Here is a 20,105-nt window from a genome sequence, read left to right on the forward strand (position 1 = left end):
AATGATATCGCAAACGACGAAAAAAAGTAACCGTTTTTTCACAAATGTATATAAGTATTTCCTTTTCACCTTTATATGATACACCTTTCTTCTTATTTATATAAAGAAAAAAGGACCGGTAAATTCCCAGTCCTTTCCTTATAATTATTCACTTATCGGAAGTACAGCACCTTTATATTCTTTATTAATAAAGTCTTGAATTTCTTTTGAATGCAATACTTCTACTAATTCTTTAATTTCTTTTTTCTTCTCGTCACCTTTACGAACTGCAATGATGTTTGCATACGGAGAGTCTGATCCTTCAATCGCAATTGCATCCTTCGTTGGATTTAATTTTGCATCAATTGCATAGTTCGAATTAATAAATAAAGCATCTCCCTCATTATTTTCATACAGCTTTGGTGACAATCCAGGCTCTACATCTGTTTTAAACTTTAAGTTTTTCGGATTTTCTACAACATCTTTTACTGTCGCTTTAACAACATCTACACCGTCTTTTAATTTAATAACGCCGCCTTTTTGTAACAATGCGAGCATACGGCCACGCTCCGCTACGTTATTACTCATAATAACTGTTCCGCCATCTGGCAATTCTTTTAAACTTTTATATTTCTTAGAATAAATCCCCATTGGCTCTAAATGGATTTTTCCTGCGTTTACAATTTTATATCCCTTTTCTTGAATTTCTTTATCTAAGTAAGGAATGTGTTGGAAGTAGTTCGCATCAATTTCCTTATCCGCTAACGCTTTATTTGGCAGTACATAATCCTGGAACTTTTTAATCTCTAACTTAATGCCTTTTTTCTCTAAGATTGGCTGTGCTTTCTCCAAAATAACAGCGTGCGGCACGTTAGAAGCTCCAACAACAAGCTTATTCTCTTCTTTCCCTCCGCAAGCAGCTAATGTAAATACAGACAGCGCTGTAACAACTGACAATAGAATCTTTCTCATATTATGTCCCCTTCTCCCCTATAGTTATGTAGTTATAAAAAAGGCTGGCATACACCAGCCCTTTTCAGCAATTATTCTTTTACAGGAACAACTGCCCCTTTATATTCTTTATTAATGAAGTCTTCAATTTCTTTAGAATGTAATACTTCTACAAGAGCTTTAATCTCTTTCTTATCTTTATCGCCTTTACGAACAGCTACTATGTTTGCGTACGGTGAATCATTTCCTTCAATTGCAATTGCATCTTTTTCCGGATTTAACTTTGCATCAATTGCATAGTTAGAGTTAATTAAAACAGCGTCGCCTTCTTTATTGTTATACACTTGTGGCAATAAACCAGGCTCGATATCCGTTTTGAATTTTAGATTTTTCGGATTATCTGCAATATCTTTTGGAGTTGCTTTAACTGGATCTACCCCATCTTTAACTTTTAAAATACCTTCTTTTTGTAAAATTGCTAAACCACGTCCATGGTCAGCAACAGAATTACTCATAATAATTGTCGCTCCGTCCGGAAGTTCTTTTAAGCTCTTATATTTTTGAGAATATACACCAATTGGCTCTAAATGAATTTTCCCTGCTACTTCAAAGTCATACTTTTTATCTTTAATTTCTTTTTCTAAATACGGAATGTGCTGGAAGTAGTTTGCATCTAAATCCTTATCCGCTAACGATTTATTTGGCAACACGTAATCTTGGAATTTTTTCACTTCTAATTCAATTCCTTTTTTCTCAAGTAACGGTTTTGCCTTTTCTAAAATTTCAGCGTGCGGTACGTTAGAAGCACCAACAACAAGCTTCTTTTCATCTTTATCTTTCCCGCCACAAGCAGCTAAGCCAAAAATTGAAGTTGAAATAAGTGCCGTAAGTAATAATTTTTTCATTTGAAACATCCTCCCGTTTTTTATTATCGTTTATCTATTCGAGTCGTTAAACTATCACCAATCCACTGAATTAAAAATACAACTAGTAATACACAAATTGTCGCAACGATTGTTACATCGTTATTTCCTCTTTGGAATCCTTCTAAGTAAGCAAGTGTTCCAAGGCCACCAGCACCAACAACTCCCGCCATTGCTGTATATCCTACTAAAGCAATTGTCGTAACCGTAATACCAGATACTAATGCTGGTAACGATTCTGGAATTAACACTTTCAAAATAATTGTGCTTGTTTTTGCTCCCATTGCTTTTGAAGCTTCAATTACACCTTTATCAATTTCGCGAAGTGCGATTTCAACCATTCTCGCGTAGAATGGTGCCGCTCCAATAATTAAAGCCGGCAGCGCTGCACTTGCTCCAAGAATTGTTCCAAGAAGAATCTTTGTGAATGGGATTAATAAAATAATTAAAATGATGAACGGTATAGAACGGAATATATTTACAAATGCTCCAATCACCGTATTAATTGATTTGTTTTCCCATAAATTATCTTTTGCTGTCATGAAGAGTAACAATCCTAAAATTAGTCCTAAAACAAATGTCGCAAGAGCTGCGATTGCCGTCATATATAACGTTTCACCCGTTGCTTCTAACATTTGATTCCAATCAACATTTGCGAGTAACTTATCCATGTGCAATCACCTCCAGCTCTACTTGATCTTGATGAATTCCTTCTATTGCTTGCTGGATCGCTGTTTCCTCACCATTTAAATGAACAACTAAACTACCGTAAGAACCGTTATTCGTTTGTGCGATATTTCCTTGCAAAATGCTAACTTCTATATCACTGCGTTGCATCAATCGTTGAAGCACTGGTCTTTCTACAGCCTCACCGATAAATTGCAAACGAATTACTTTTCCATCTGGATATTTTTCAATTAAACTTTCAATCGTTTCATTTGTATCTTCAGAATCTGTTAACTGCTGTACAAATCGTTTTGTAATATCTTGCTTCGGATTACGGAATACATCAAGTACTGGACCCGTTTCTACAATCTTTCCTCTCTCCATTACCGCCACACGATTACAAATCTTTCGAATCACGTGCATCTCATGTGTAATCAGTACAATCGTTAAACCAAGGCGCTTATTAATGTCTAATAGTAAATCCAAAATTTGATCTGTCGTTTCTGGATCAAGAGCTGACGTTGCTTCATCACATAAAAGTACTTGTGGATTGTTAGCTAATGCTCTTGCAATCCCAACGCGTTGCTTTTGTCCTCCGCTTAGCTGAGATGGGTATGCGTCTCCTCTTCCTTCTAATCCGACAAGATGAATTAATTCATCAACACGTTTTCTTCTCTTCGCTTTATCAACACCTGCAATTTCAAGTGGAAACTCAATATTTTCACGTACAGTTCGTGACCAAAGTAAGTTGAAGTGTTGAAAAATCATTCCGATTTCTTGCCTTGCCTTACGAAGTTCACTTCCTGTAATTGTTGATATAACACGATTCGCAATTGTAATTTGTCCAGAAGTCGGTTTTTCTAACTGGTTAAACAATCTAATTAAAGAACTTTTCCCAGCGCCGCTATATCCGATAACACCAAATATTTCGCCTTTTTCTATTTTTAAATTGGCGTTATCTACAGCAGTGACATCACCGCTTTTTGCTTTATATATTTTCTTTACATTCTCTAATAGAATCATGATGTATCACCCCTTTTTTTGTTTAGGTCGACTCCGCAATTTTTTATGTTTAATGCGTGTAGTCCACCGTTATCACTACTTTTATTGTTTGAATGTCCTCCACATTCAAACAATAAAAAAACCTTTCTGCTTTAGAGAAGCAGAAAGGTTTATGTGCGTATATAACAACATTATCCCTCTCTCTCATCTCTCAAAGCATTTGCTTTGCAGGAATTGGCACCATTTCAACATAAGTTGACGGTTGCCGGGCTTCACAGGGCACAGTCCCTCCACCTCTCTTGATAAGAGAAATCAGATTCAATTTTCGTCTGATTTGTAATTTATGAAATTGTCTATATTTTATGAATTGAATTGTATCAATATCCAAACACCATGTCAACAGAAATTTTCGCAAAAAATGAACCTTCAGAATTTTAAGCACCTACTGACATCGGTTTACATATATGAAACATCGATTCGACTAATAGCATCGTTCGATACGTTCCCGAATATTGTACACGTCCATCGTTCATTAACATTTGCAATCGTACATTTCCATTAACCAATTGTTCTATATCCTTTTCGTCTAAGCAAATGATTTGTTCCGTTCCTCTTTCCTCATGTACCAGCTCTATATAATCTCTTGAAATTTGTAACGAACAACTTTCATCTCCCAAACGAAAATTAACAGTTTTTTCCTCTCGTCTTAAAAGCGGCTCTAAATGATATTGACCATTAGCGTAATTTACAAATGATTGAAGCAAAGAATATAATCTCACCCTAAATCACATCCTTCATATCACTTTCTATTACATACCATTCCCTCTCACTAAAGAGCAATCCTGTTATTTTCGCTCGACAAATACTGTATCCATCCTGCATCTCGACATATTTCCCAAGAAATATGTCGAGGCGGCAAAAATTTTGCCGCCTACTTTAATTCCGTATATAAATATTCAACCGAATGAAATGCGTATATCTTCTTCATCAGTGTCCCATTTTCAAAAACAAGTAAACAAGGTACACTTTCAATCCCATACTCTTTTGCTAAATGTGGAGCATAATTTAAATCTAACATCCCAATTTTCAACTCTTCAATTGTCATCTCAACGACTGTTAACATCTTTTTTGCTAATTGGCATGTTCCACACATTGGAGTATATACATATAACACTGTTTTTTCTTCGTTCTCTATTAGGGATGTAGCTTCGGCTCCTGTCCAATCAATCACTTCTATCATTCCTTACCGTAAATATTCTGTATAAACGTCAATGTCGGCTCCCCATAATACATTTGCTAAGTGTGTAGATGGCGCAGTTGCCACTTCTCGGTACGAGCGATCAATATAGATATGCTCGGCTTGCGGAAATTCTTTTCGAAATTGTTTCCTTAACTTTTCTCCAGCATCATCAGCATCTACTAGCACATACACTTCCTTATCAAAAAACTGATCAACGAGCTCATCCATTTTCGATAAACCAATTGTACCATTTGTACAAACAATTTCCACCGGTTCACGAATAATAGATTCAATCTTTCTTCTATCTGATGTACCTTCTACAATAATGACTTTTTCTACATAAATCATATGTCATCACCCGATCACCATATACTATATAACCTTGAACTTAGTATATAGTATATTCGTTATTTTCATGTTGTTTCCTGTTTATTTTTGCAAAAGAAAAGCGAAACCGACTGTTTAGCCCTGTTGGCTAAGGTTCTTCCGTACAGAAGACGCTTTTTGTCTTCTCGTGCGGAAGGTTCTTAGACATGAAGGGCTAGGAGGTGGAGCTAGACAATGAAAAGCGCAAGCGGCTCGTTCAGATTGTGAGGGGGGATGGAGCTTCTGACGTAAAGGCGCTTTTTGCCTTGTAGGAAGAAGCGAAGCCACCGAACAATCTAGCCGCTGGAGATGGACAATGAAAAGCGGAAGCGGCTCGTTTAGATTGTGAGGGGGATGGAGCTTCTGACGTAGAGGCGCTTTTTGCCTTGTAGGAAGAAGCGAAGCCACCGAACAATCTAGTCGCTGGAGCTAGACAACGAAAAACAAAAACGGCTAGACCTGCATAAAGATTAAACGAAAAAGTTTTTTCAAAAAACGTTCTCCTACACGATAATTAGTATATGATTCTACATTCATTATTTTACACAAAATAAAAAAGGACAGCACAAAGGCTGTCCTTTAGTCGACTATAATTAGTCTTGGTTTGTCATTTCTGCATATTTTTCTGCAGTTAATAACTTCTCAACTTGGCTTGCATCAGAAAGTTCAACTTTAACCATCCATGCACCCTCGTATGGAGATTCGTTAACAAGTTCTGGTTGGTCACTTAATTCTTCGTTTACTGCTACAACTTTACCGCTTACAGGTGCGTATAACTCAGAAACTGTTTTAACAGATTCTACGCTTCCGAATGGCTCGTCAGCTTCGATTGTTGCACCTACTTCAGGAAGTTCAACGAATACGATATCACCTAGCTCACCTTGTGCAAAGTGAGTGATACCGATAACAACTTCATTACCTTCAGTTTTTACCCATTCGTGTTCTTCAGAGTAACGTAAATTATTTGGAATGCTCATGACTGTACCTCCAGTGAATGTATTAATTATGTAAAAATACCTTATTGGTACTTTTTCCACACACTTTCAAACTGCTCTTCGTTAAAACCAAGTGTTACATTCGTTCCATTTGTTACAATTGGACGTTTGATCAACATGCCATCAGATGCTAAAAGCTCATACATTTCGTCTTCGCTTGCATCTTTCAACTTATCTTTTAGACCAAGTTCACGGTAACGCATTCCACTTGTATTAAAGAATTTTTTTAATGGTAATTCACTTTTTTCATGTAAATTACGTAAATCTTCTTTTGATGGTGGATTTTCAACAATATGAATCATCTCATATGCTACATCGTTTGCCTCAAACCATTTCTTTGCCTTTTGACATGTGCCACACTTTGGATATGAATAAAATGTTACTGTCATAAATTCACCTACTTTTTTACTAACCTTTACCTTTATCATATAGAAAACGTTTTATTATTTCAAACCATTATTCGCTAAACTTTTACTTATTTCGTGATAATTTTTAATAATCCTGCGAATTTTTCTTATTTTTCCGCCATTTGTTAAGAAAAAAATAAATATATAAATTTTTTTAGATTCTGCACCAAACATATATCTTAAACAAGCGTTTGATTAATTCTCCATTTTTCTTCGTTAACCTTTGAACTACATGAGTTTCTTTCTACCGAACATACAGCTTAAACAAACGTTTGATTAATTCTCCATTTTTCTTTCTTAACCCTTAAGTTACATCGGTTTCTTCCTACCGAACATACAGCTTAAACAAACGTTTGATTAATTTCTTATTTTTCTTTCTTAACCTTTGAACTACATGAGTTTCTTTCTACCGAACATACAGCTTAAACAAACGTTTATTTTAAAAAAATAAGAAGCCTTTTTTACAGGCTCCTTCATCATCGACTTAAGTAATCCGAAATGGTTTGAAATACTACTATATACATATTATGAATATTTCGATTGGAAACAGTATCATTATATAATCCCATACCCCAATATTGACCTTCAGGGTTCCCCATATTTACAAACCCTTGCGTATACGTCATCGTTTTATCCTTTGGGGTATTATCATAATCTAAATCCTTGTTAGTAAAAATTAAATACGGTCTATCTTGCAAACCAATAAAAAATACCGGCTTCTTTAGCGATAAAAATAAGTCCGTATACTGCTCCTTTGATGCCTCTTTAAAGTATTCTTTCATAACGAAAAAACTATCAACTTTTGCTGATTTCTCCTGCATTTCTTCTAACTTTATACTTTCAAACTTTACATTCCTAAACGTATCTTTCGGCTTTTCTCCAACAACTCCAATTACGAGTGCTCTTCCGTTATATTCTAATTTTTCTCCTTCGTTATTCTTTGCACACCCAGCACCTACTAGGCATAACAATATAAAAACTAAAAAATATGATAAACGCTTCATTTAGCACCCTCACCCTTCTTTTTAGTCAAGTGACAAAAACGTAAGGTTAATTCAAGAAAATGTAAGTAAAATCGATAGCCCAATTCACGTTTCTATATTATAATCAATTGAATTTACTTACATTACTAAACATAGGAGATCAACATGAAGAAATTTAAACTTTCATCTTTTCTTCCGTTAAGTTATATACTTCTACTCGTACTCGTAAGTCCCCTTTACGACGTATTAAATAAATCGACTGTTCACGCAGTAGACGTTACAACTGTAGTAGATGATTGGATTCCATTTGTAAAAGCATTTATTATTCCTTATTTACTTTGGTTTCCATACTTATACGGCGCACTTATTTATTACTGCTTCGCTGACCGAAAGCAATATTATGTCACTTTAAGTAGTGTTATTTTTGGAAAGCTTGCTTGTTTTTCTATTTATTATTTTTGGCAAACAACTGTACCGCGTCCGACTGTCGTTGGAACAGATGTATTTTCTGAACTAGTTCGCTATATTTATAGTATCGATCAACCGGTAAACTGTTTCCCTAGCATTCACGTTCTTACTACATTTGTAATTATGTTAGCTGCCTTTAAGCGTAGAGAGCAACATGCTTTTGAATATTACATCCTTACTTTCTTCGGTACACTTATTATTTTATCAACGCTATTTACGAAGCAACATGCCTTTGTAGATGCCGTTTCTGGAATGACACTCGCAAGCATACTATACTTCGGCGTTCAACTCTTATTGGCCAAAGAACCAATAAGAGTTCCAGTAAAACAAAATCATAGAATGTAACATGACAAAAAAGCAGACTGTGGCTTCTCAGTCTGCTTTTATCTATTATTAAGGAGATTTTCAATTTAAGATTGCGGTACAGTCATATCACCAGAATGAATACGACCTGCTTTTTTAAGAGCAATGTAAAGTATATAAGAAACAGCTACTGGAATGACGATATAAGTAATTACCATCGCCGGGAGAACTTCCCATCCTTCGCTGGAAATTAAATTAATTGGTGCGATAAGAGAACTTAATCCAAGACCTGCAATTTCTTTTCCTGCTTCCAGTTGGAAAATTAATGCGGATACCGGACCGACTATAGCACTGGCGACGACAGTTGGGACGAGAATCATTGGATTTTTAGTGATATTTGGCAACTGTACTTTCGGAGTACAAAGAGCTTGAGCTAATATGCCACCTAAATTGTTTTCTTTCGCTGAGATGACAGAGAATCCGATAAACTGAGCAACGCATCCGGCAAGAGCTGCACCACCTGCAACACCGTCTAAACTAAGTGCAATCGCTAACGCAGCTGATGAAGCTGGAGAGATAAGTAATAGTCCCCAAACTACTGCAATGACGATAGAAGCGATAAACGGGCTACCAGCTGAGCTATCTTTAATGAACGCTCCAACTGCATTTAAAACAGGAGTAATATTATGAGATAACCAAATACCTACTAAACCAGAACCTAATATTGCCGCAAATGGAACGAGCATCATATCTAACGCAGTTTTTCCGCTTAAACGTTTACCAATATATACAGCTAAAGTTGCTGTTAATAAAGCACCGATTGGCTCACCTGTTTTAATAATTAGACCTGCTTCAGTAATTGAAATGGATCCGGCACCAATTGCTCCAGCCACCATAGCCGAGAAGATTACAAGGCCATTTGCACCGAGCATAAAAGCAATTCCGGCACCAATTGCTGGTGCCATAAGTGATTTTGCAACAACTCCGATTGTAATAAGTAATGGTATATCAACAATTCTTCCTATATTTTCGATCAGTAAACCAATTCCGAGGGATACGAAAATACCTTGTGCGATTCCAGCAGATGCTTTAAATACACGAGACATTATATATTCCTTCATTTGTTTCACCTTCTTCTATAAGTTAGTAACCAATTGTTTTCATATAATCACGTAAAATATCGTTTGATTTTGCGAATCGAGATTCTTCATCCTCTGTTAAATTGAGTTCTACAACTTCTCTTATACCGTCTCTAGTAATAATAGCTGGTACTCCTGTACAAATATCATATTCACCATACTCACCATCTAAAATGGCTGATACAGCAATGACACGGTGATCATCATTAAAGATTGAACTCGCAATATATGCTAGAGAATTTCCGATTCCGTAATAAGTAGTTCCTTTTCGCTTATAAATTTCCCATCCAGCTTTCGCAGTCTTCTCAACAATTTCATCTAAATCTATTTCACCAAATCGTTCTTTTTGTTCTTCTAAAATTTGCAGAATTGGCTTTCCACCAACAGTTACGTGAGACCAAGCAACCATTTGAGAATCACCATGTTCTCCTAATGAATACCCATGAATACTACGAGGATCTACATGTAACATTTCAGATAAAATTGTTCTTAAGCGAGAAGAATCTAATGATGTACCTGTACCGATCACACGATTTCTAGGTAATCCAGATAATTTCCACACTTCATATGTAATAATATCAACTGGGTTCGATGCGAGTAAGAAAATACCATCAAATCCACTTTCCATTACCCCGCCAACAACACTTTCCATAATCTTTGCACTTGCTCCTAAAGTATCTAAGCGACTTTGTCCAGGTTTTGGTGCTGGCCCTGCAGTAATAATAACGATGTCCATATCTTTGCAGTCTTCATAGCTTCCTGCATATACTTTTGTTCTTGTATTTGTAAAGTTAATGCAATGTGATAAATCCATCGCTTCCCCAACTGCACGTTCATGATTTATATCAATTAATAATAGCTCTTCGCAAATGCCTTGATTCACAATAGAATACGCACAACTTGATCCAACTAATCCAGTACCGATAATTGCAATTTTTCTTGTATGTCTTTTCATAGCAATCTCTCCTAATTGATCATATAATCTATTTCTTTTGTTCTTTACATTCTTAATTATAGAGGTTCCCACGATAGAAACCATGGATGCTTTGTGAAATATTGAACAAAGTTTTTGTCCTTTTTGTGAATTGTTATATTCTATTTTCGTCATATTTGTTACAACTGGAAAAATATTTATTATGTATTTATTGACATACAAAAAATAAAACGAGCGAATTCATTTTCGCTCGTTTTTTCATCCTATTATTCTGCACTTAACTGACTTTTCAATTGCTGCACAATCATCGGATTCGCAGGTGCTGCTGGTTTATAATAACTCTTTTGCTTTGCGTACTCATACATATTACGTTGACGCATTTCATCTTGATTACGAATTTGGATTAACGTTTGATGTAACTGTTCATTATCAGACTGAGCAATATAATTTGCATAACTTGTTAAACTTGCATTTAATCCTGCTAAATAATCATTTACCATATCTTTTTCATTCATCTTTCTCTTCCTCCTATCCTAGGAAAGTCATTAATTGCTGTTTCGTATTTCTTGCATCTTGCGCATCTTTTTGTAGCATTTGTTTCAGTTGTGGATCTGTACACGTCTGTGCATACTGCTCCAACTTGTTAATAATTGTTGCGTGTCCACCAATTAAATGACGTAAGTTTTCTACTTCAAGCTCTGTTAAATTTTGCATGGAATACTCCTACCTTTCTTCTTTCATTCTTCTTTAGTATTCTGTTTTTTTCAAATCGTATTCATTAAAAAGTCTGCTAAATAATCATTTAACTAAAAAGAGCCTCTAAACGATTAGAGGCTCTTTCTACTTAAATTCCTTTCCGCTTCTTCAATCGCCCGTTGCATTTGTATTAACGGATTTTCAATCATTTTCCCATGTCCTGTCGCCAATAAAGACGGCTTATACTCCAGCAATTTCTGCGCGCTTGCTAATGAAACTTCTGCATCCCACGTACCAAACATAGGAAACGGGAAAAGCCACTTCAACTGTCCTGCTACCGCTAATCCTCCTCTCGTTTGAAATGCATCTCCAACAATGAGTGCATCATTTCTTGTGTCTAAAAACGCCATTGATCCCGGTGTATGACCTGGAGCTCCAGTCGCTACAAGAGAACCAACTTTATCTCCCTCTTGAAGAAGAATATCTGGAATCGTATTTATCTGTTTTGACACTCCCACTTTTATTGGTGTATTTCGTTCTCCCTCTTGCAGTACCTTATCTCCTTCAAGTAAACATGCATCTCTTTTTGAAATATAGACCGGAACATCCGGCAGCACTTGTTTTATAACATCAAGCGCTCCTACATGGTCATCATGCGCATGTGTAATAACGATATTCGTAATCGGTTTTCCTATTTTCCGAGCTGATTGTAAAATCTTCTTTGCACAAAACGGTAAAGCCGCATCAATTAAAGTTAATCCTGTCTCTTCTTCAACGAAGTAACAGTTAATTGGAAATAGACGCGGTAAAAATGCGATTTGATGAACTGTTCCTACACTTATTACCTTCATCTTCTTTACCTCCATAAAAAAGAGCTGTTTACACATACATATGTAAAACAGCTTTATTCAAGAATTCAGCAATAAAAAACCAGTAGCCAATCGGCTACTGGTTCTCTTTCATCTATTAAACTGTATAACGCTCATCTTCTAAAATTTTCGCAGCAATTTCACGTTTCTTCGGAATTACGTTAAGTGGTGTGTGGCGAGTTAATTTACGTAATGATGATAACATCATGCGCAGCATGTCGCCGTTTTCAACTGCGATAAGTGTTTCTTTCGCATCTGCTTCGATTTCGTTGAATGCTTCTTGGCAGAATACTTCAGTGTATAACACTTTTTGTTTATTCTTTTCAAGACCAGTTGTTTTAATTGCTTTTTCTGTACGAAGAACAGCTGATTCCATTGCATATAGGTTACTTACGATGTCAGCGATATTCACAAGAATTTCTTGCTCTTTATCTAATGCTTTACCGTATTTTTGAGCCGCTAATCCAGCTACCATTAAACCAATTTTCTTCGCATTAGTTACTAAATACTTTTGAAGTGCTAATGGCTCATCGCCTACTTCTTCTGGCATCATCATCATTAACTCTTCTTGTAATTTTTGTGCTTTTTGAAGAAGTGGTAATTCACCTTTCATCGCTTTACGTAAGAACGTACCTGGTACGATTAGGCGGTTAATTTCATTCGTTCCTTCGAAAATACGGTTAATACGAGAATCGCGGTACATTCTTTCAATCTCGTACTCTGCCATAAATCCGTAACCACCGTGAATTTGAACACCTTCATCTACTGTATAATCTAGTACTTCAGAACCGAATACTTTATTTAAAGAGCACTCGATTGCATATTCAGCGATAGAAGCTGCTACTGCTTTACCGTCTTTTACTTCTTCTTCAGATAATGTGCTCATGCGGCTTTCGAATAAACCTACTGTACGATATACAGAGCTTTCAGCTGCATATGTTTTTGCTGCCATATTCGCAAGTTTCTCTTGAATTAATGGGAAGCGAGCGATTGGTTGCTTGAACTGTTGACGTTGGTTTGCATATTGTGCTGAAATTTCTACTGCACGTTTCGCAGATCCAACTGTACCAACACCTAATTTATAACGGCCGATATTTAAAATGTTGAAAGCGATAATATGACCTTTACCGATTTCACCAAGTAAGTTTTCTTTCGGTACTAATGCATCTTCTAAAATTAACGTACGAGTTGAAGAACATTTAATACCCATTTTCTTTTCTTCTGGGCTTGTAGATACGCCAGCATATTCTTTCTCTACGATAAATGCTGAGAAGTGCTCTCCATCAATTTTTGCATACACGATAAATACGTCAGCGAATGCAGAGTTTGTAATCCATTGTTTTTCACCATTTAATACATAATGTGTACCTTCTGCATTTAAACGTGCAGTTGTTTTTGCACCTAATGCGTCAGATCCTGAACCTGGCTCTGTTAATGCGTATGCAGCTAATTTCTCACCAGTTGCAAGTAATGGTAAATACTTTTTCTTTTGCTCTTCGTTACCGAATAATACGATTGGTAACGATCCAATACCTACGTGAGCACCGTGAGTAATTGCAAAGCCGCCAGCGCGAGAGAATTTCTCTGCGATTAACGCTGAGCTTACTTTATCAAGACCAATCCCGCCGTACTCTTCTGGTACGTCAGCGCCTAATAAACCAAGCTCCCCAGCTTCTTTTAAAAGACGAACAGAACGATCAAACTCATGTTGTTCTAAATATTCAAGCTCTGGAAGAACTTCATTTACGATAAAGTCCTCTGTCGTTTTTGCAATCATTTTATGCTCAGATGAAAAATCTTCTGGCGTAAACACTTGATCAATCGTAATCTCATCAACTAAAAAGCTACCGCCTTTAACCGCATTTCCTACTGTTTTTTCCATGAAAATTTCCTCCTTCATATTTTCATGAGCCGCTTCTCTCTTTTTGAAAGAAGCTGGCTCTCAATTTTATTTTTTATAAACCTTGGTTGCTTCCATTCTTTGCTTTAGCGTCGTCTCGTTCTGAGCGAACCGCTTGCACTTTTTTTATAATCCAGTTCCAGTGGCTAGAATGTTCGGTGGCTTCGCTTCTTCCTACGAGGTAAAGAGCGCCTCTACGTCTGAAGCTCCATCCCCCTCCTGTTCTAAACGAGCCACCTGCACTTTTTAAAGTAATTCAAATACTCCCGCTGCTCCCATTCCGCCGCCGATACACATTGTTACGATACCGAATTGTTCGTTGCGGCGTTTCATTTCGTGAATAAGAGATAGTGTTAGTTTTGCTCCTGTACAGCCAAGTGGATGTCCAAGTGCGATTGCACCACCGTTTACGTTTACTTTTTCTTCATCTAAACCAAGTTCACGAATAACTTGAATTGATTGAGAAGCGAATGCTTCATTTAGTTCGAATAAGCCAATATCAGATAGCTCTAAGCCAGCTAGTTTTAATGCTTTTGGAATTGCAGCGATTGGGCCGATTCCCATTACTTCTGGTGGTACGCCAGCTACTGCAAATGAACGGAATTTCGCAAGCGGCTTCATGCCATCGCTCACTGCTTTTTCACGATCCATTAATAGTACAGATGCTGCACCGTCACTCATTTGTGAAGAGTTACCAGCTGTTACAGAACCGCGAACGTTAAATGCTGGACGTAATTTACCTAAAATGTCTAGCGACGTTTCTGCTCTCACACCTTCGTCTTGTGCGAAAATGATTGTTTCTTCTTGCAGTTTATTGTTTGATCCAACAGTACGTAACGTCACATCTACAGATACTGTTTCATCAGCGAAGTTACCTGCCGCTAATGCTTTCGCAGCGCGTTGATGACTTCTTACTGCAAATGCATCTTGCTCTTCACGAGAAATTCCATATTTCACAGCAACTTGCTCTGCTGTATGTCCCATACCCATATAATATTCTGGAGCTGCTTCTACAAGGCGACTATTCGGACGAACAACGTGTCCCATCATTGGAACTAAACTCATTGATTCTGCCCCGCCTGATAATACAGCTTCAGAGTGACCAAGCATAATACGCTCTGCTCCGTAAGCGATACTTTGTAAACCTGAAGAACAGTAGCGGTTAATCGTAATAGCTGGAACATCGTAAGAAAGTCCTGCTAATCCGCCGATATTACGAGCCATATTTAAACCTTGCTCTGCTTCTGGCATCGCACAACCGAAAATTAAATCATCGATTGGTCCTTCATAATTCGCACGCTTTAACGTTTCCTTTACTACTAATGCCCCTAGATCGTCAGGACGAACTGTTTTTAATGAACCCCTCTTTGCTTTTCCAATTGGTGTTCTTGCTCCCGCAACAATGACAGCTTCTCTCATGAACGATATCTCCCCTCGTTATTAGTTACGTAATGGCTTTCCTTTTACAAGCATGTGCTGCATTCTTGCTTGTGATTTCATCTCACTTACTAAGCTAATAAATGCTTCACGTTCTACATCTAATAAATACTGCTCATCAACTTCTGTTCCGTACGGTACTTTTCCGCCCGCGATGACATATGCAAGTTTCTTCGCAATGTGAAGATCATGTTCAGAAATGTAACCTGATAAATGCATTGCTTCTGCACCAAGTACAAGAGTTGCATATCCTGTTTCACCAACAACTGGTATCTTTTTACGAATCGGCGCTTTATAGCCAGCTTCATATAAAGCAAGTGCTTTTTGTTTCGCATCATATAGTAAGTGATCACCATTCACACTAATACCGTCTTTATCGCCTAAGAAGTTGTTCGATACAGCTTCTTGTGCTGATGTAGAAACTTTCGCCATCGCTACAGATTCGAACACTTTATTCGCAACTTTTTGCAGGTCAAACTCTACACCGTTTGGCATTTTATTTAAGTGTTTAATGTATAGCTCTTTATTACCGCCTCCGCCAGGAATTAAACCAACACCAACTTCTACTAAGCCCATATACGTTTCACTAGAAGCTTGAATGCTAGCTGCTGGTAAGCAAACTTCTGTACCTCCGCCAAGCGTCATACCGTATGGTGCTGCTACAACTGGCTTAGAAGAGTACTTAATTTTCGTCATTGCATCTTGGAAGTTTTTCACAACCAACTCAATTTCAAAGTAATTGTCGTCTTGTGCTTCCATTAAGATCATTGCTAGGTTCGCACCAACGCAGAAGTTCTTCGATTGGTTACCGATAACAAGACCTTTATAATTCTTTTCTACTTCATCAACAGCGTAGTTAATCATTTGCGTAATATCCATACCAATTGCATTGCTCTTCGAATGGAATTCTAAGCAAAGGATACCGTCACCTAAATCAATTAAGCTCGCTCCGCTATTTTTCTTTAATACGCCATTTTTCGCTTTTAATTGCTTAAGAGAAATTGCCTTTTTATTACGTTCGATTCGCTTATATTCGCCATTATCGTAATAGTAGCTATCTCCGTTATCATGTTTGTAGAAAGTAGTGAAACCTTTCTCTAACATTTCTTTCACCCAAGTAGGAACAACTACGCCGTTTTCTTCCATCTTTTGAACAGATTTTTCAACACCAATTGCATCCCACACTTCAAATGGCCCTTGCTCCCAGCCGAAGCCCCACTTCATCGCTTGGTCAATTGCAACGATATCGTCAGCAATCTCTTTATGAAGTTTTGCAGAGTATAAAAGAGTTGGTGTAATGATGTTCCATAACAACTCTCCTGCACGGTCTTTCGCGTATACAAGCGCTTTCAATTTATTCGCTAATCCTTTTTCTTGTTTACTTAACTCTACGGATGCAGCTTTTAATTTTTTACGCGCTTCGTATTCCATCGTTTCAGGATTTAATTCTAAAATTTCTTTTCCTTGTTTTAAGAAGAAGCCTTGACCCGTTTTACTTCCAAGCCATTTTTTCTCAAGCATGTCATGCATGAAAGCTGGTACTTTAAATACATCACGCTCTTCTTCTTGTACGTTTTCATATACGTTATTTGCAACGTGTACGAATGTATCTAAACCGACAACATCTAATGTACGGAACGTCGCGCTCTTCGGACGACCAATAAGTGGGCCTGTTACAGAATCAACTTCCCCAATGCTATAGCCGCGTTTTATCATCTCTTGAAGAGTTACTAATAAACCGTACGTACCGATGCGGTTTCCAATAAAGTTTGGTGTGTCTTTTGCGATAACAACGCCTTTTCCAAGAACGTCTTCGCCAAATAGTTTCATGAAGCTTAATACTTGTGGATCTGTTTCTTTCGTCGGTATTACCTCTAGAAGTTTTAAATATCGTGGTGGGTTAAAAAAGTGTGTGCCTAAGAAGTGTTTCTGGAAGTCGTCTGAACGACCTTCTGCCATTTTTTCAACTGAGATGCCTGACGTATTCGAGCTTACAATAGAACCCGGTTTACGAACAGCGTCTACTTTTTCAAATAATTTCTTTTTAATATCTAAGTTTTCAACTACTACTTCAATAATCCAATCTACATCAGCTAGACGCTCAAGATCATCTTCTAAGTTACCTGCTTCAATCAGTGCTAAATTTCCTTTCACTGTCAGAGGAGCTGGTTTTTGCTTTAATAATTTTTGCACAGCCGTATTACTAAAACGATTTCTCACACTTTTATGTTCTAATGTAAGTCCCTTCGCTTCCTCTTCTTTTGTTAGCGCAGGTGGTACAATATCAAGCAATAATGTCGGAATACCAATATTAGCTAAGTGTGCCGCAATCCCTGAACCCATTACGCCTGAACCTAGAACAGCAGCCTTTTTAATTTGGAACATCCAATTCTCCCCCTATTCTTGAATGAATGCTCATTCAATTTTTCGACATAAGTCGCAATCAATGAGTGAGCCTCTACTAATAAATATATGATACTGTTTAAATTTTCGCAATATATTTATTGATAAAATTTTCTGAAATAAATATTTTTCTTTCATTTGGCTATGCTATACATGTGTATTTTCTTTGTTTAAATGCACTTTTCCTTTTTATAATCTGACGAAACTGGAGGAATATATATGGCAAAACTTAAGAAGAACCCTTCAAAGGCTGGAATTAGTGCAGCTAGTGTAACTGGAAATGCAGGTCCGCATAATCACGGTGTTGAAAAAGGACGCCAAGGTAATAATCAACAATATAAGAAGCATAATATGGGCGAAAAATAACGCTATATTTTTGGGCAGAGAACGTGGCATAATGATTAATGGCTGCTTTTTCTGCCCAATTTATTTGTACATATGGAAAACAAAAGAGGGAACGATGATGAAACGAACAATAGTTATGATTGTAATGATTGCTACACTATTTACAGGGATGATTTTCTTCTCTTATGCACAGAGGCAACAAGCTGTAAGAGCTGATCAACCTAAGATTACTGGGCAATATGGCGTTACAATCGATGCAGACACAGGTGAAATTTTGTATGGGAAACGCGAAGACGAACGTTCTTATCCGGCTAGTATAGCCAAAATGATGACAACCCTTCTTTTACTAGAGAATGTAAAAGAAGATGAAGAAATTACAGTTACAGAAAACGCAATTAAAACAGAAAGTCAAAGTAAGAAAATTAAACTTCGTGCTGGGGAAAAATTAAAGCGTGATGAGGCATTAAAACTTATGCTTATCATTAGTGCAGATCCAATAGCTGAATCAATTGCAGAACATATCGCAGGATCAAAAAATGAATTTGTGAAGATGATGAATGCTAGAGCGAAGGAACTTGGTACAAAGCATGCTACTTTCAAGAATGCAAGTGGTGCTGATGCAATTGGGAATAAAGTATCACCATATGACATTGCTATTATTACGAAAGAAGCATTAAAGTATCCAGTTGTTTTAGAATATATGAATTCAACACGTACAACTCTACATACTTCAGAACGCTCTCCAAACATCGCAAACTATGGACGAGAAGAACTATATGACGATCCATATGCGATTGGAAGTAAAAGTGGTCTATCAGCACTTGGCAAATATACAGTCGTAACAGTCGATGAAAAAGACGGTAAACGCGTCATTAACGTCGTATTATCTTCTACTCGCGCGCAACTATATCCTGATACGAAGAAAATGGCACATTATGCATTTCAGCAATTAAAATAACCAAGGAGTATTTTCTCCTTGGTTATTTTTTAACCATACCTTTTAATACGAACGCAACGTTTGCTGGACGCTCTGCTAGACGACGCATGAAGTAGCCATACCAGTCGTTTCCATAAGGTACGTAAACACGCATTTTGTAACCTTCTTTTACTAGCTCAAGTTGACGCTCATTACGAATTCCATATAACATTTGGAATTCAAATTGATCCCTTGGAATGTTGTGTTCTTCAGCAAGTTTTTTTGTATATTCAATAATCGCTTCATCATGTGAAGCAATTGCAGTATAATTTCCATTTAATAAGTGCATTTTAATAATTTTTTTATAATTGTCATCTACATCTTTCTTATCCGGGAACGCCACTTCTTCAGGTTCTTTATAAGCACCTTTTACAAGACGTAAATTAGGATTATAAGCATTTAAATCTTCAATATCTTTTTCTGTACGATATAGGTAAGCTTGAATAACAGTACCAATATTATCGTATTCAGATTTTAATTGTTTAAAGATATCAATTGTTTTACCACAGCGTGTATAGTCTTCCATATCAATGGTAACGAACACACCATTTTCTTTTGCAGCTTCTAAAATACGGCGCATATTGTTCATTACGATTTCATCAGAGATATCTAATCCCATAGAAGTCATCTTTAAAGAAAGCTGCGAATCAAGACCTTCTCTTCCAATTGCACGGATCGCTTCAATCGATTGGTTAGCCATTTCATTTGCTTCCGCTTCATTATCAACGAATTCACCTAAATAATCGATTGTTACACAAAGACCTTGCTTATTTAATGCCTGAATGGCAGCTGTCGCTAATTCAATCGTCTCCCCTGCGACGAAGCGACCTGCACCAAAGCGTAAACCGTACTTTTTAGCCAGTTTTGTTAGCGCTTTATTTTTAGATAAGAAAAGAAACGAATTTCGCATTAATTGTTCCATGTAATTCACCCCTATGACTGTAATTTATCTGTTTTTTACCCCTCTTCAAAATTATATCACTGTTTAAAATTATTGGATACAAATAATTATTTAGATAATTTATAAAATACTATAAAAACATTTAAAAACCTATATTCTCGCATGCAAATATGAAGGGAATATTTTTCGACATTTAGAAAAAACGGGTTTACTAGGGCAAAA

At 36.8% G+C, this 20,105-nt stretch carries 22 protein-coding genes and 1 riboswitch; of the genes, 3 read left to right on the forward strand and 19 right to left on the reverse strand.

All coding sequences use genetic code 11. The features are described from left to right. Positions 1-144 precede the first annotated feature (144 nt). From metQ (DN403_RS07815) to DN403_RS07860, 10 genes are all read right to left on the reverse strand, one after another. Positions 145-951: a methionine ABC transporter substrate-binding lipoprotein MetQ gene (gene metQ / locus DN403_RS07815; protein ID WP_001226751.1), complete on the reverse strand. Its 807-nt coding sequence runs from the start codon at positions 949-951 to the stop codon at positions 145-147. Positions 952-1,022: 71 nt separating this feature from the next. Then, on the reverse strand, positions 1,023-1,835 hold the full coding sequence (metQ, locus tag DN403_RS07820; protein ID WP_000735090.1) for a methionine ABC transporter substrate-binding lipoprotein MetQ: 813 nt from the start codon (positions 1,833-1,835) through the stop codon (positions 1,023-1,025). Positions 1,836-1,858: 23 nt separating this feature from the next. Then, positions 1,859-2,524, reverse strand: a complete 666-nt coding sequence (locus tag DN403_RS07825) for a methionine ABC transporter permease (RefSeq protein WP_000359401.1) — start codon at positions 2,522-2,524, stop codon at positions 1,859-1,861. Beyond that, positions 2,517-3,542 carry a methionine ABC transporter ATP-binding protein gene (locus tag DN403_RS07830; RefSeq protein ID WP_016078139.1) on the reverse strand — a complete coding sequence of 342 codons (1,026 nt, stop codon included), beginning with the start codon at positions 3,540-3,542 and terminating at the stop codon, positions 2,517-2,519. Before DN403_RS07830 ends, DN403_RS07825 begins: the two co-directional genes overlap by 8 nt. Positions 3,543-3,722: 180 nt before the next feature. Beyond that, positions 3,723-3,830, reverse strand: a riboswitch (SAM riboswitch). Positions 3,831-3,955: 125 nt separating this feature from the next. Further along, positions 3,956-4,300, reverse strand: coding sequence for a hypothetical protein (locus DN403_RS07835; RefSeq protein ID WP_001242143.1), 345 nt, complete (start codon positions 4,298-4,300; stop codon positions 3,956-3,958). A gap of 152 nt (positions 4,301-4,452) precedes the next feature. After that, on the reverse strand, positions 4,453-4,761 hold the full coding sequence (locus tag DN403_RS07840; protein WP_003280640.1) for a thioredoxin family protein: 309 nt from the start codon (positions 4,759-4,761) through the stop codon (positions 4,453-4,455). A gap of 3 nt (positions 4,762-4,764) precedes the next feature. After that, positions 4,765-5,109, reverse strand: a complete 345-nt coding sequence (locus DN403_RS07845) for a toprim domain-containing protein (protein ID WP_000640870.1) — start codon at positions 5,107-5,109, stop codon at positions 4,765-4,767. 611 nt (positions 5,110-5,720) lie between these two features. After that, positions 5,721-6,104, reverse strand: a complete 384-nt coding sequence (gcvH, locus tag DN403_RS07850; protein ID WP_000026896.1) for a glycine cleavage system protein GcvH — start codon at positions 6,102-6,104, stop codon at positions 5,721-5,723. 41 nt (positions 6,105-6,145) lie between these two features. Further along, positions 6,146-6,511: an arsenate reductase family protein gene (locus tag DN403_RS07855; RefSeq protein WP_000218969.1), complete on the reverse strand. Its 366-nt coding sequence runs from the start codon at positions 6,509-6,511 to the stop codon at positions 6,146-6,148. A gap of 494 nt (positions 6,512-7,005) precedes the next feature. Beyond that, positions 7,006-7,533, reverse strand: coding sequence for a hypothetical protein (locus DN403_RS07860; RefSeq protein WP_149185384.1), 528 nt, complete (start codon positions 7,531-7,533; stop codon positions 7,006-7,008). A 144-nt stretch (positions 7,534-7,677) separates the two neighbouring features. Here DN403_RS07860 and DN403_RS07865 point away from each other — a divergent pair, with 144 nt between their 5' ends. After that, a complete protein-coding gene (locus DN403_RS07865; protein ID WP_000713772.1) occupies positions 7,678-8,325 on the forward strand; it encodes a phosphatase PAP2 family protein in 648 nt (215 codons plus the stop codon). 65 nt (positions 8,326-8,390) lie between these two features. Here DN403_RS07865 and DN403_RS07870 read toward each other — a convergent pair whose 3' ends face one another. The 8 genes from DN403_RS07870 to DN403_RS07905 all read right to left on the reverse strand — a co-directional run bounded on the left by DN403_RS07870 (position 8,391) and on the right by DN403_RS07905 (position 17,643). Continuing rightward, positions 8,391-9,404 carry a PTS sugar transporter subunit IIC gene (locus tag DN403_RS07870; protein ID WP_000666168.1) on the reverse strand — a complete coding sequence of 338 codons (1,014 nt, stop codon included), beginning with the start codon at positions 9,402-9,404 and terminating at the stop codon, positions 8,391-8,393. Positions 9,405-9,426: 22 nt separating this feature from the next. Further along, positions 9,427-10,377 (reverse strand): L-lactate dehydrogenase, encoded by a 951-nt coding sequence (locus DN403_RS07875; RefSeq protein ID WP_000820650.1) that lies wholly within the window; start codon positions 10,375-10,377, stop codon positions 9,427-9,429. Positions 10,378-10,622: 245 nt separating this feature from the next. Next, positions 10,623-10,871 (reverse strand): spore coat protein, encoded by a 249-nt coding sequence (locus tag DN403_RS07880; protein WP_001002987.1) that lies wholly within the window; start codon positions 10,869-10,871, stop codon positions 10,623-10,625. A gap of 13 nt (positions 10,872-10,884) precedes the next feature. Beyond that, complete coding sequence (locus DN403_RS07885; RefSeq protein WP_001180555.1) at positions 10,885-11,070, reverse strand: hypothetical protein; 186 nt, start codon at positions 11,068-11,070, stop codon at positions 10,885-10,887. Between the two features lie 113 nt (positions 11,071-11,183). Beyond that, positions 11,184-11,903, reverse strand: coding sequence for an MBL fold metallo-hydrolase (locus tag DN403_RS07890; RefSeq protein ID WP_000864825.1), 720 nt, complete (start codon positions 11,901-11,903; stop codon positions 11,184-11,186). Between the two features lie 115 nt (positions 11,904-12,018). After that, positions 12,019-13,803 carry an acyl-CoA dehydrogenase family protein gene (locus tag DN403_RS07895; protein WP_000416287.1) on the reverse strand — a complete coding sequence of 595 codons (1,785 nt, stop codon included), beginning with the start codon at positions 13,801-13,803 and terminating at the stop codon, positions 12,019-12,021. Positions 13,804-14,067: 264 nt separating this feature from the next. After that, complete coding sequence (locus DN403_RS07900; RefSeq protein ID WP_001206339.1) at positions 14,068-15,240, reverse strand: acetyl-CoA C-acetyltransferase; 1,173 nt, start codon at positions 15,238-15,240, stop codon at positions 14,068-14,070. A 21-nt stretch (positions 15,241-15,261) separates the two neighbouring features. After that, positions 15,262-17,643 carry a 3-hydroxyacyl-CoA dehydrogenase/enoyl-CoA hydratase family protein gene (locus DN403_RS07905; protein WP_000486371.1) on the reverse strand — a complete coding sequence of 794 codons (2,382 nt, stop codon included), beginning with the start codon at positions 17,641-17,643 and terminating at the stop codon, positions 15,262-15,264. A 237-nt stretch (positions 17,644-17,880) separates the two neighbouring features. On the opposite strand from DN403_RS07905, the gene DN403_RS07910 reads away from it, so the two are divergent. Together DN403_RS07910 and DN403_RS07915 are read left to right on the forward strand one after the other, a co-directional pair. After that, complete coding sequence (locus DN403_RS07910; protein ID WP_001096344.1) at positions 17,881-18,027, forward strand: YuzL family protein; 147 nt, start codon at positions 17,881-17,883, stop codon at positions 18,025-18,027. 97 nt (positions 18,028-18,124) lie between these two features. Beyond that, positions 18,125-18,964: a D-alanyl-D-alanine carboxypeptidase family protein gene (locus DN403_RS07915; RefSeq protein ID WP_000831456.1), complete on the forward strand. Its 840-nt coding sequence runs from the start codon at positions 18,125-18,127 to the stop codon at positions 18,962-18,964. 22 nt (positions 18,965-18,986) lie between these two features. On the opposite strand, the gene DN403_RS07920 is transcribed toward DN403_RS07915, so the two are convergent. Continuing rightward, on the reverse strand, positions 18,987-19,904 hold the full coding sequence (locus DN403_RS07920) for a proline dehydrogenase family protein (RefSeq protein WP_000436780.1): 918 nt from the start codon (positions 19,902-19,904) through the stop codon (positions 18,987-18,989). Between the last annotated feature and the right edge of the window lie 201 nt (positions 19,905-20,105).

The organism is Bacillus sp. AY2-1 (assembly GCF_008368965.1).
GTDB classification, from domain to species: domain Bacteria; phylum Bacillota; class Bacilli; order Bacillales; family Bacillaceae_G; genus Bacillus_A; species Bacillus_A thuringiensis_S.

Excerpts from the sequence above, each read along its gene's own strand:
- metQ (WP_001226751.1), bottom strand. The coding sequence starts at position 951 with ATGAGAAAGATTCTATTGTCAGTTGTTACAGCGCTGTCTGTATTTACA.
- metQ (WP_000735090.1), bottom strand. The coding sequence starts at position 1,835 with ATGAAAAAATTATTACTTACGGCACTTATTTCAACTTCAATTTTTGGC.
- DN403_RS07825 (WP_000359401.1), bottom strand. The coding sequence starts at position 2,524 with ATGGATAAGTTACTCGCAAATGTTGATTGGAATCAAATGTTAGAAGCA.
- DN403_RS07830 (WP_016078139.1), bottom strand. The coding sequence starts at position 3,542 with ATGATTCTATTAGAGAATGTAAAGAAAATATATAAAGCAAAAAGCGGT.
- DN403_RS07840 (WP_003280640.1), bottom strand. The coding sequence starts at position 4,761 with ATGATAGAAGTGATTGATTGGACAGGAGCCGAAGCTACATCCCTAATA.
- DN403_RS07845 (WP_000640870.1), bottom strand. The coding sequence starts at position 5,109 with ATGATTTATGTAGAAAAAGTCATTATTGTAGAAGGTACATCAGATAGA.
- gcvH (WP_000026896.1), bottom strand. The coding sequence starts at position 6,104 with ATGAGCATTCCAAATAATTTACGTTACTCTGAAGAACACGAATGGGTA.
- DN403_RS07855 (WP_000218969.1), bottom strand. The coding sequence starts at position 6,511 with ATGACAGTAACATTTTATTCATATCCAAAGTGTGGCACATGTCAAAAG.
- DN403_RS07860 (WP_149185384.1), bottom strand. The coding sequence starts at position 7,533 with ATGAAGCGTTTATCATATTTTTTAGTTTTTATATTGTTATGCCTAGTA.
- DN403_RS07865 (WP_000713772.1), top strand. The coding sequence starts at position 7,678 with ATGAAGAAATTTAAACTTTCATCTTTTCTTCCGTTAAGTTATATACTT.
- DN403_RS07870 (WP_000666168.1), bottom strand. The coding sequence starts at position 9,404 with ATGAAGGAATATATAATGTCTCGTGTATTTAAAGCATCTGCTGGAATC.
- DN403_RS07875 (WP_000820650.1), bottom strand. The coding sequence starts at position 10,377 with ATGAAAAGACATACAAGAAAAATTGCAATTATCGGTACTGGATTAGTT.
- DN403_RS07880 (WP_001002987.1), bottom strand. The coding sequence starts at position 10,871 with ATGAATGAAAAAGATATGGTAAATGATTATTTAGCAGGATTAAATGCA.
- DN403_RS07885 (WP_001180555.1), bottom strand. The coding sequence starts at position 11,070 with ATGCAAAATTTAACAGAGCTTGAAGTAGAAAACTTACGTCATTTAATT.
- DN403_RS07890 (WP_000864825.1), bottom strand. The coding sequence starts at position 11,903 with ATGAAGGTAATAAGTGTAGGAACAGTTCATCAAATCGCATTTTTACCG.
- DN403_RS07895 (WP_000416287.1), bottom strand. The coding sequence starts at position 13,803 with ATGGAAAAAACAGTAGGAAATGCGGTTAAAGGCGGTAGCTTTTTAGTT.
- DN403_RS07900 (WP_001206339.1), bottom strand. The coding sequence starts at position 15,240 with ATGAGAGAAGCTGTCATTGTTGCGGGAGCAAGAACACCAATTGGAAAA.
- DN403_RS07905 (WP_000486371.1), bottom strand. The coding sequence starts at position 17,643 with ATGTTCCAAATTAAAAAGGCTGCTGTTCTAGGTTCAGGCGTAATGGGT.
- DN403_RS07910 (WP_001096344.1), top strand. The coding sequence starts at position 17,881 with ATGGCAAAACTTAAGAAGAACCCTTCAAAGGCTGGAATTAGTGCAGCT.
- DN403_RS07915 (WP_000831456.1), top strand. The coding sequence starts at position 18,125 with ATGAAACGAACAATAGTTATGATTGTAATGATTGCTACACTATTTACA.
- DN403_RS07920 (WP_000436780.1), bottom strand. The coding sequence starts at position 19,904 with ATGGAACAATTAATGCGAAATTCGTTTCTTTTCTTATCTAAAAATAAA.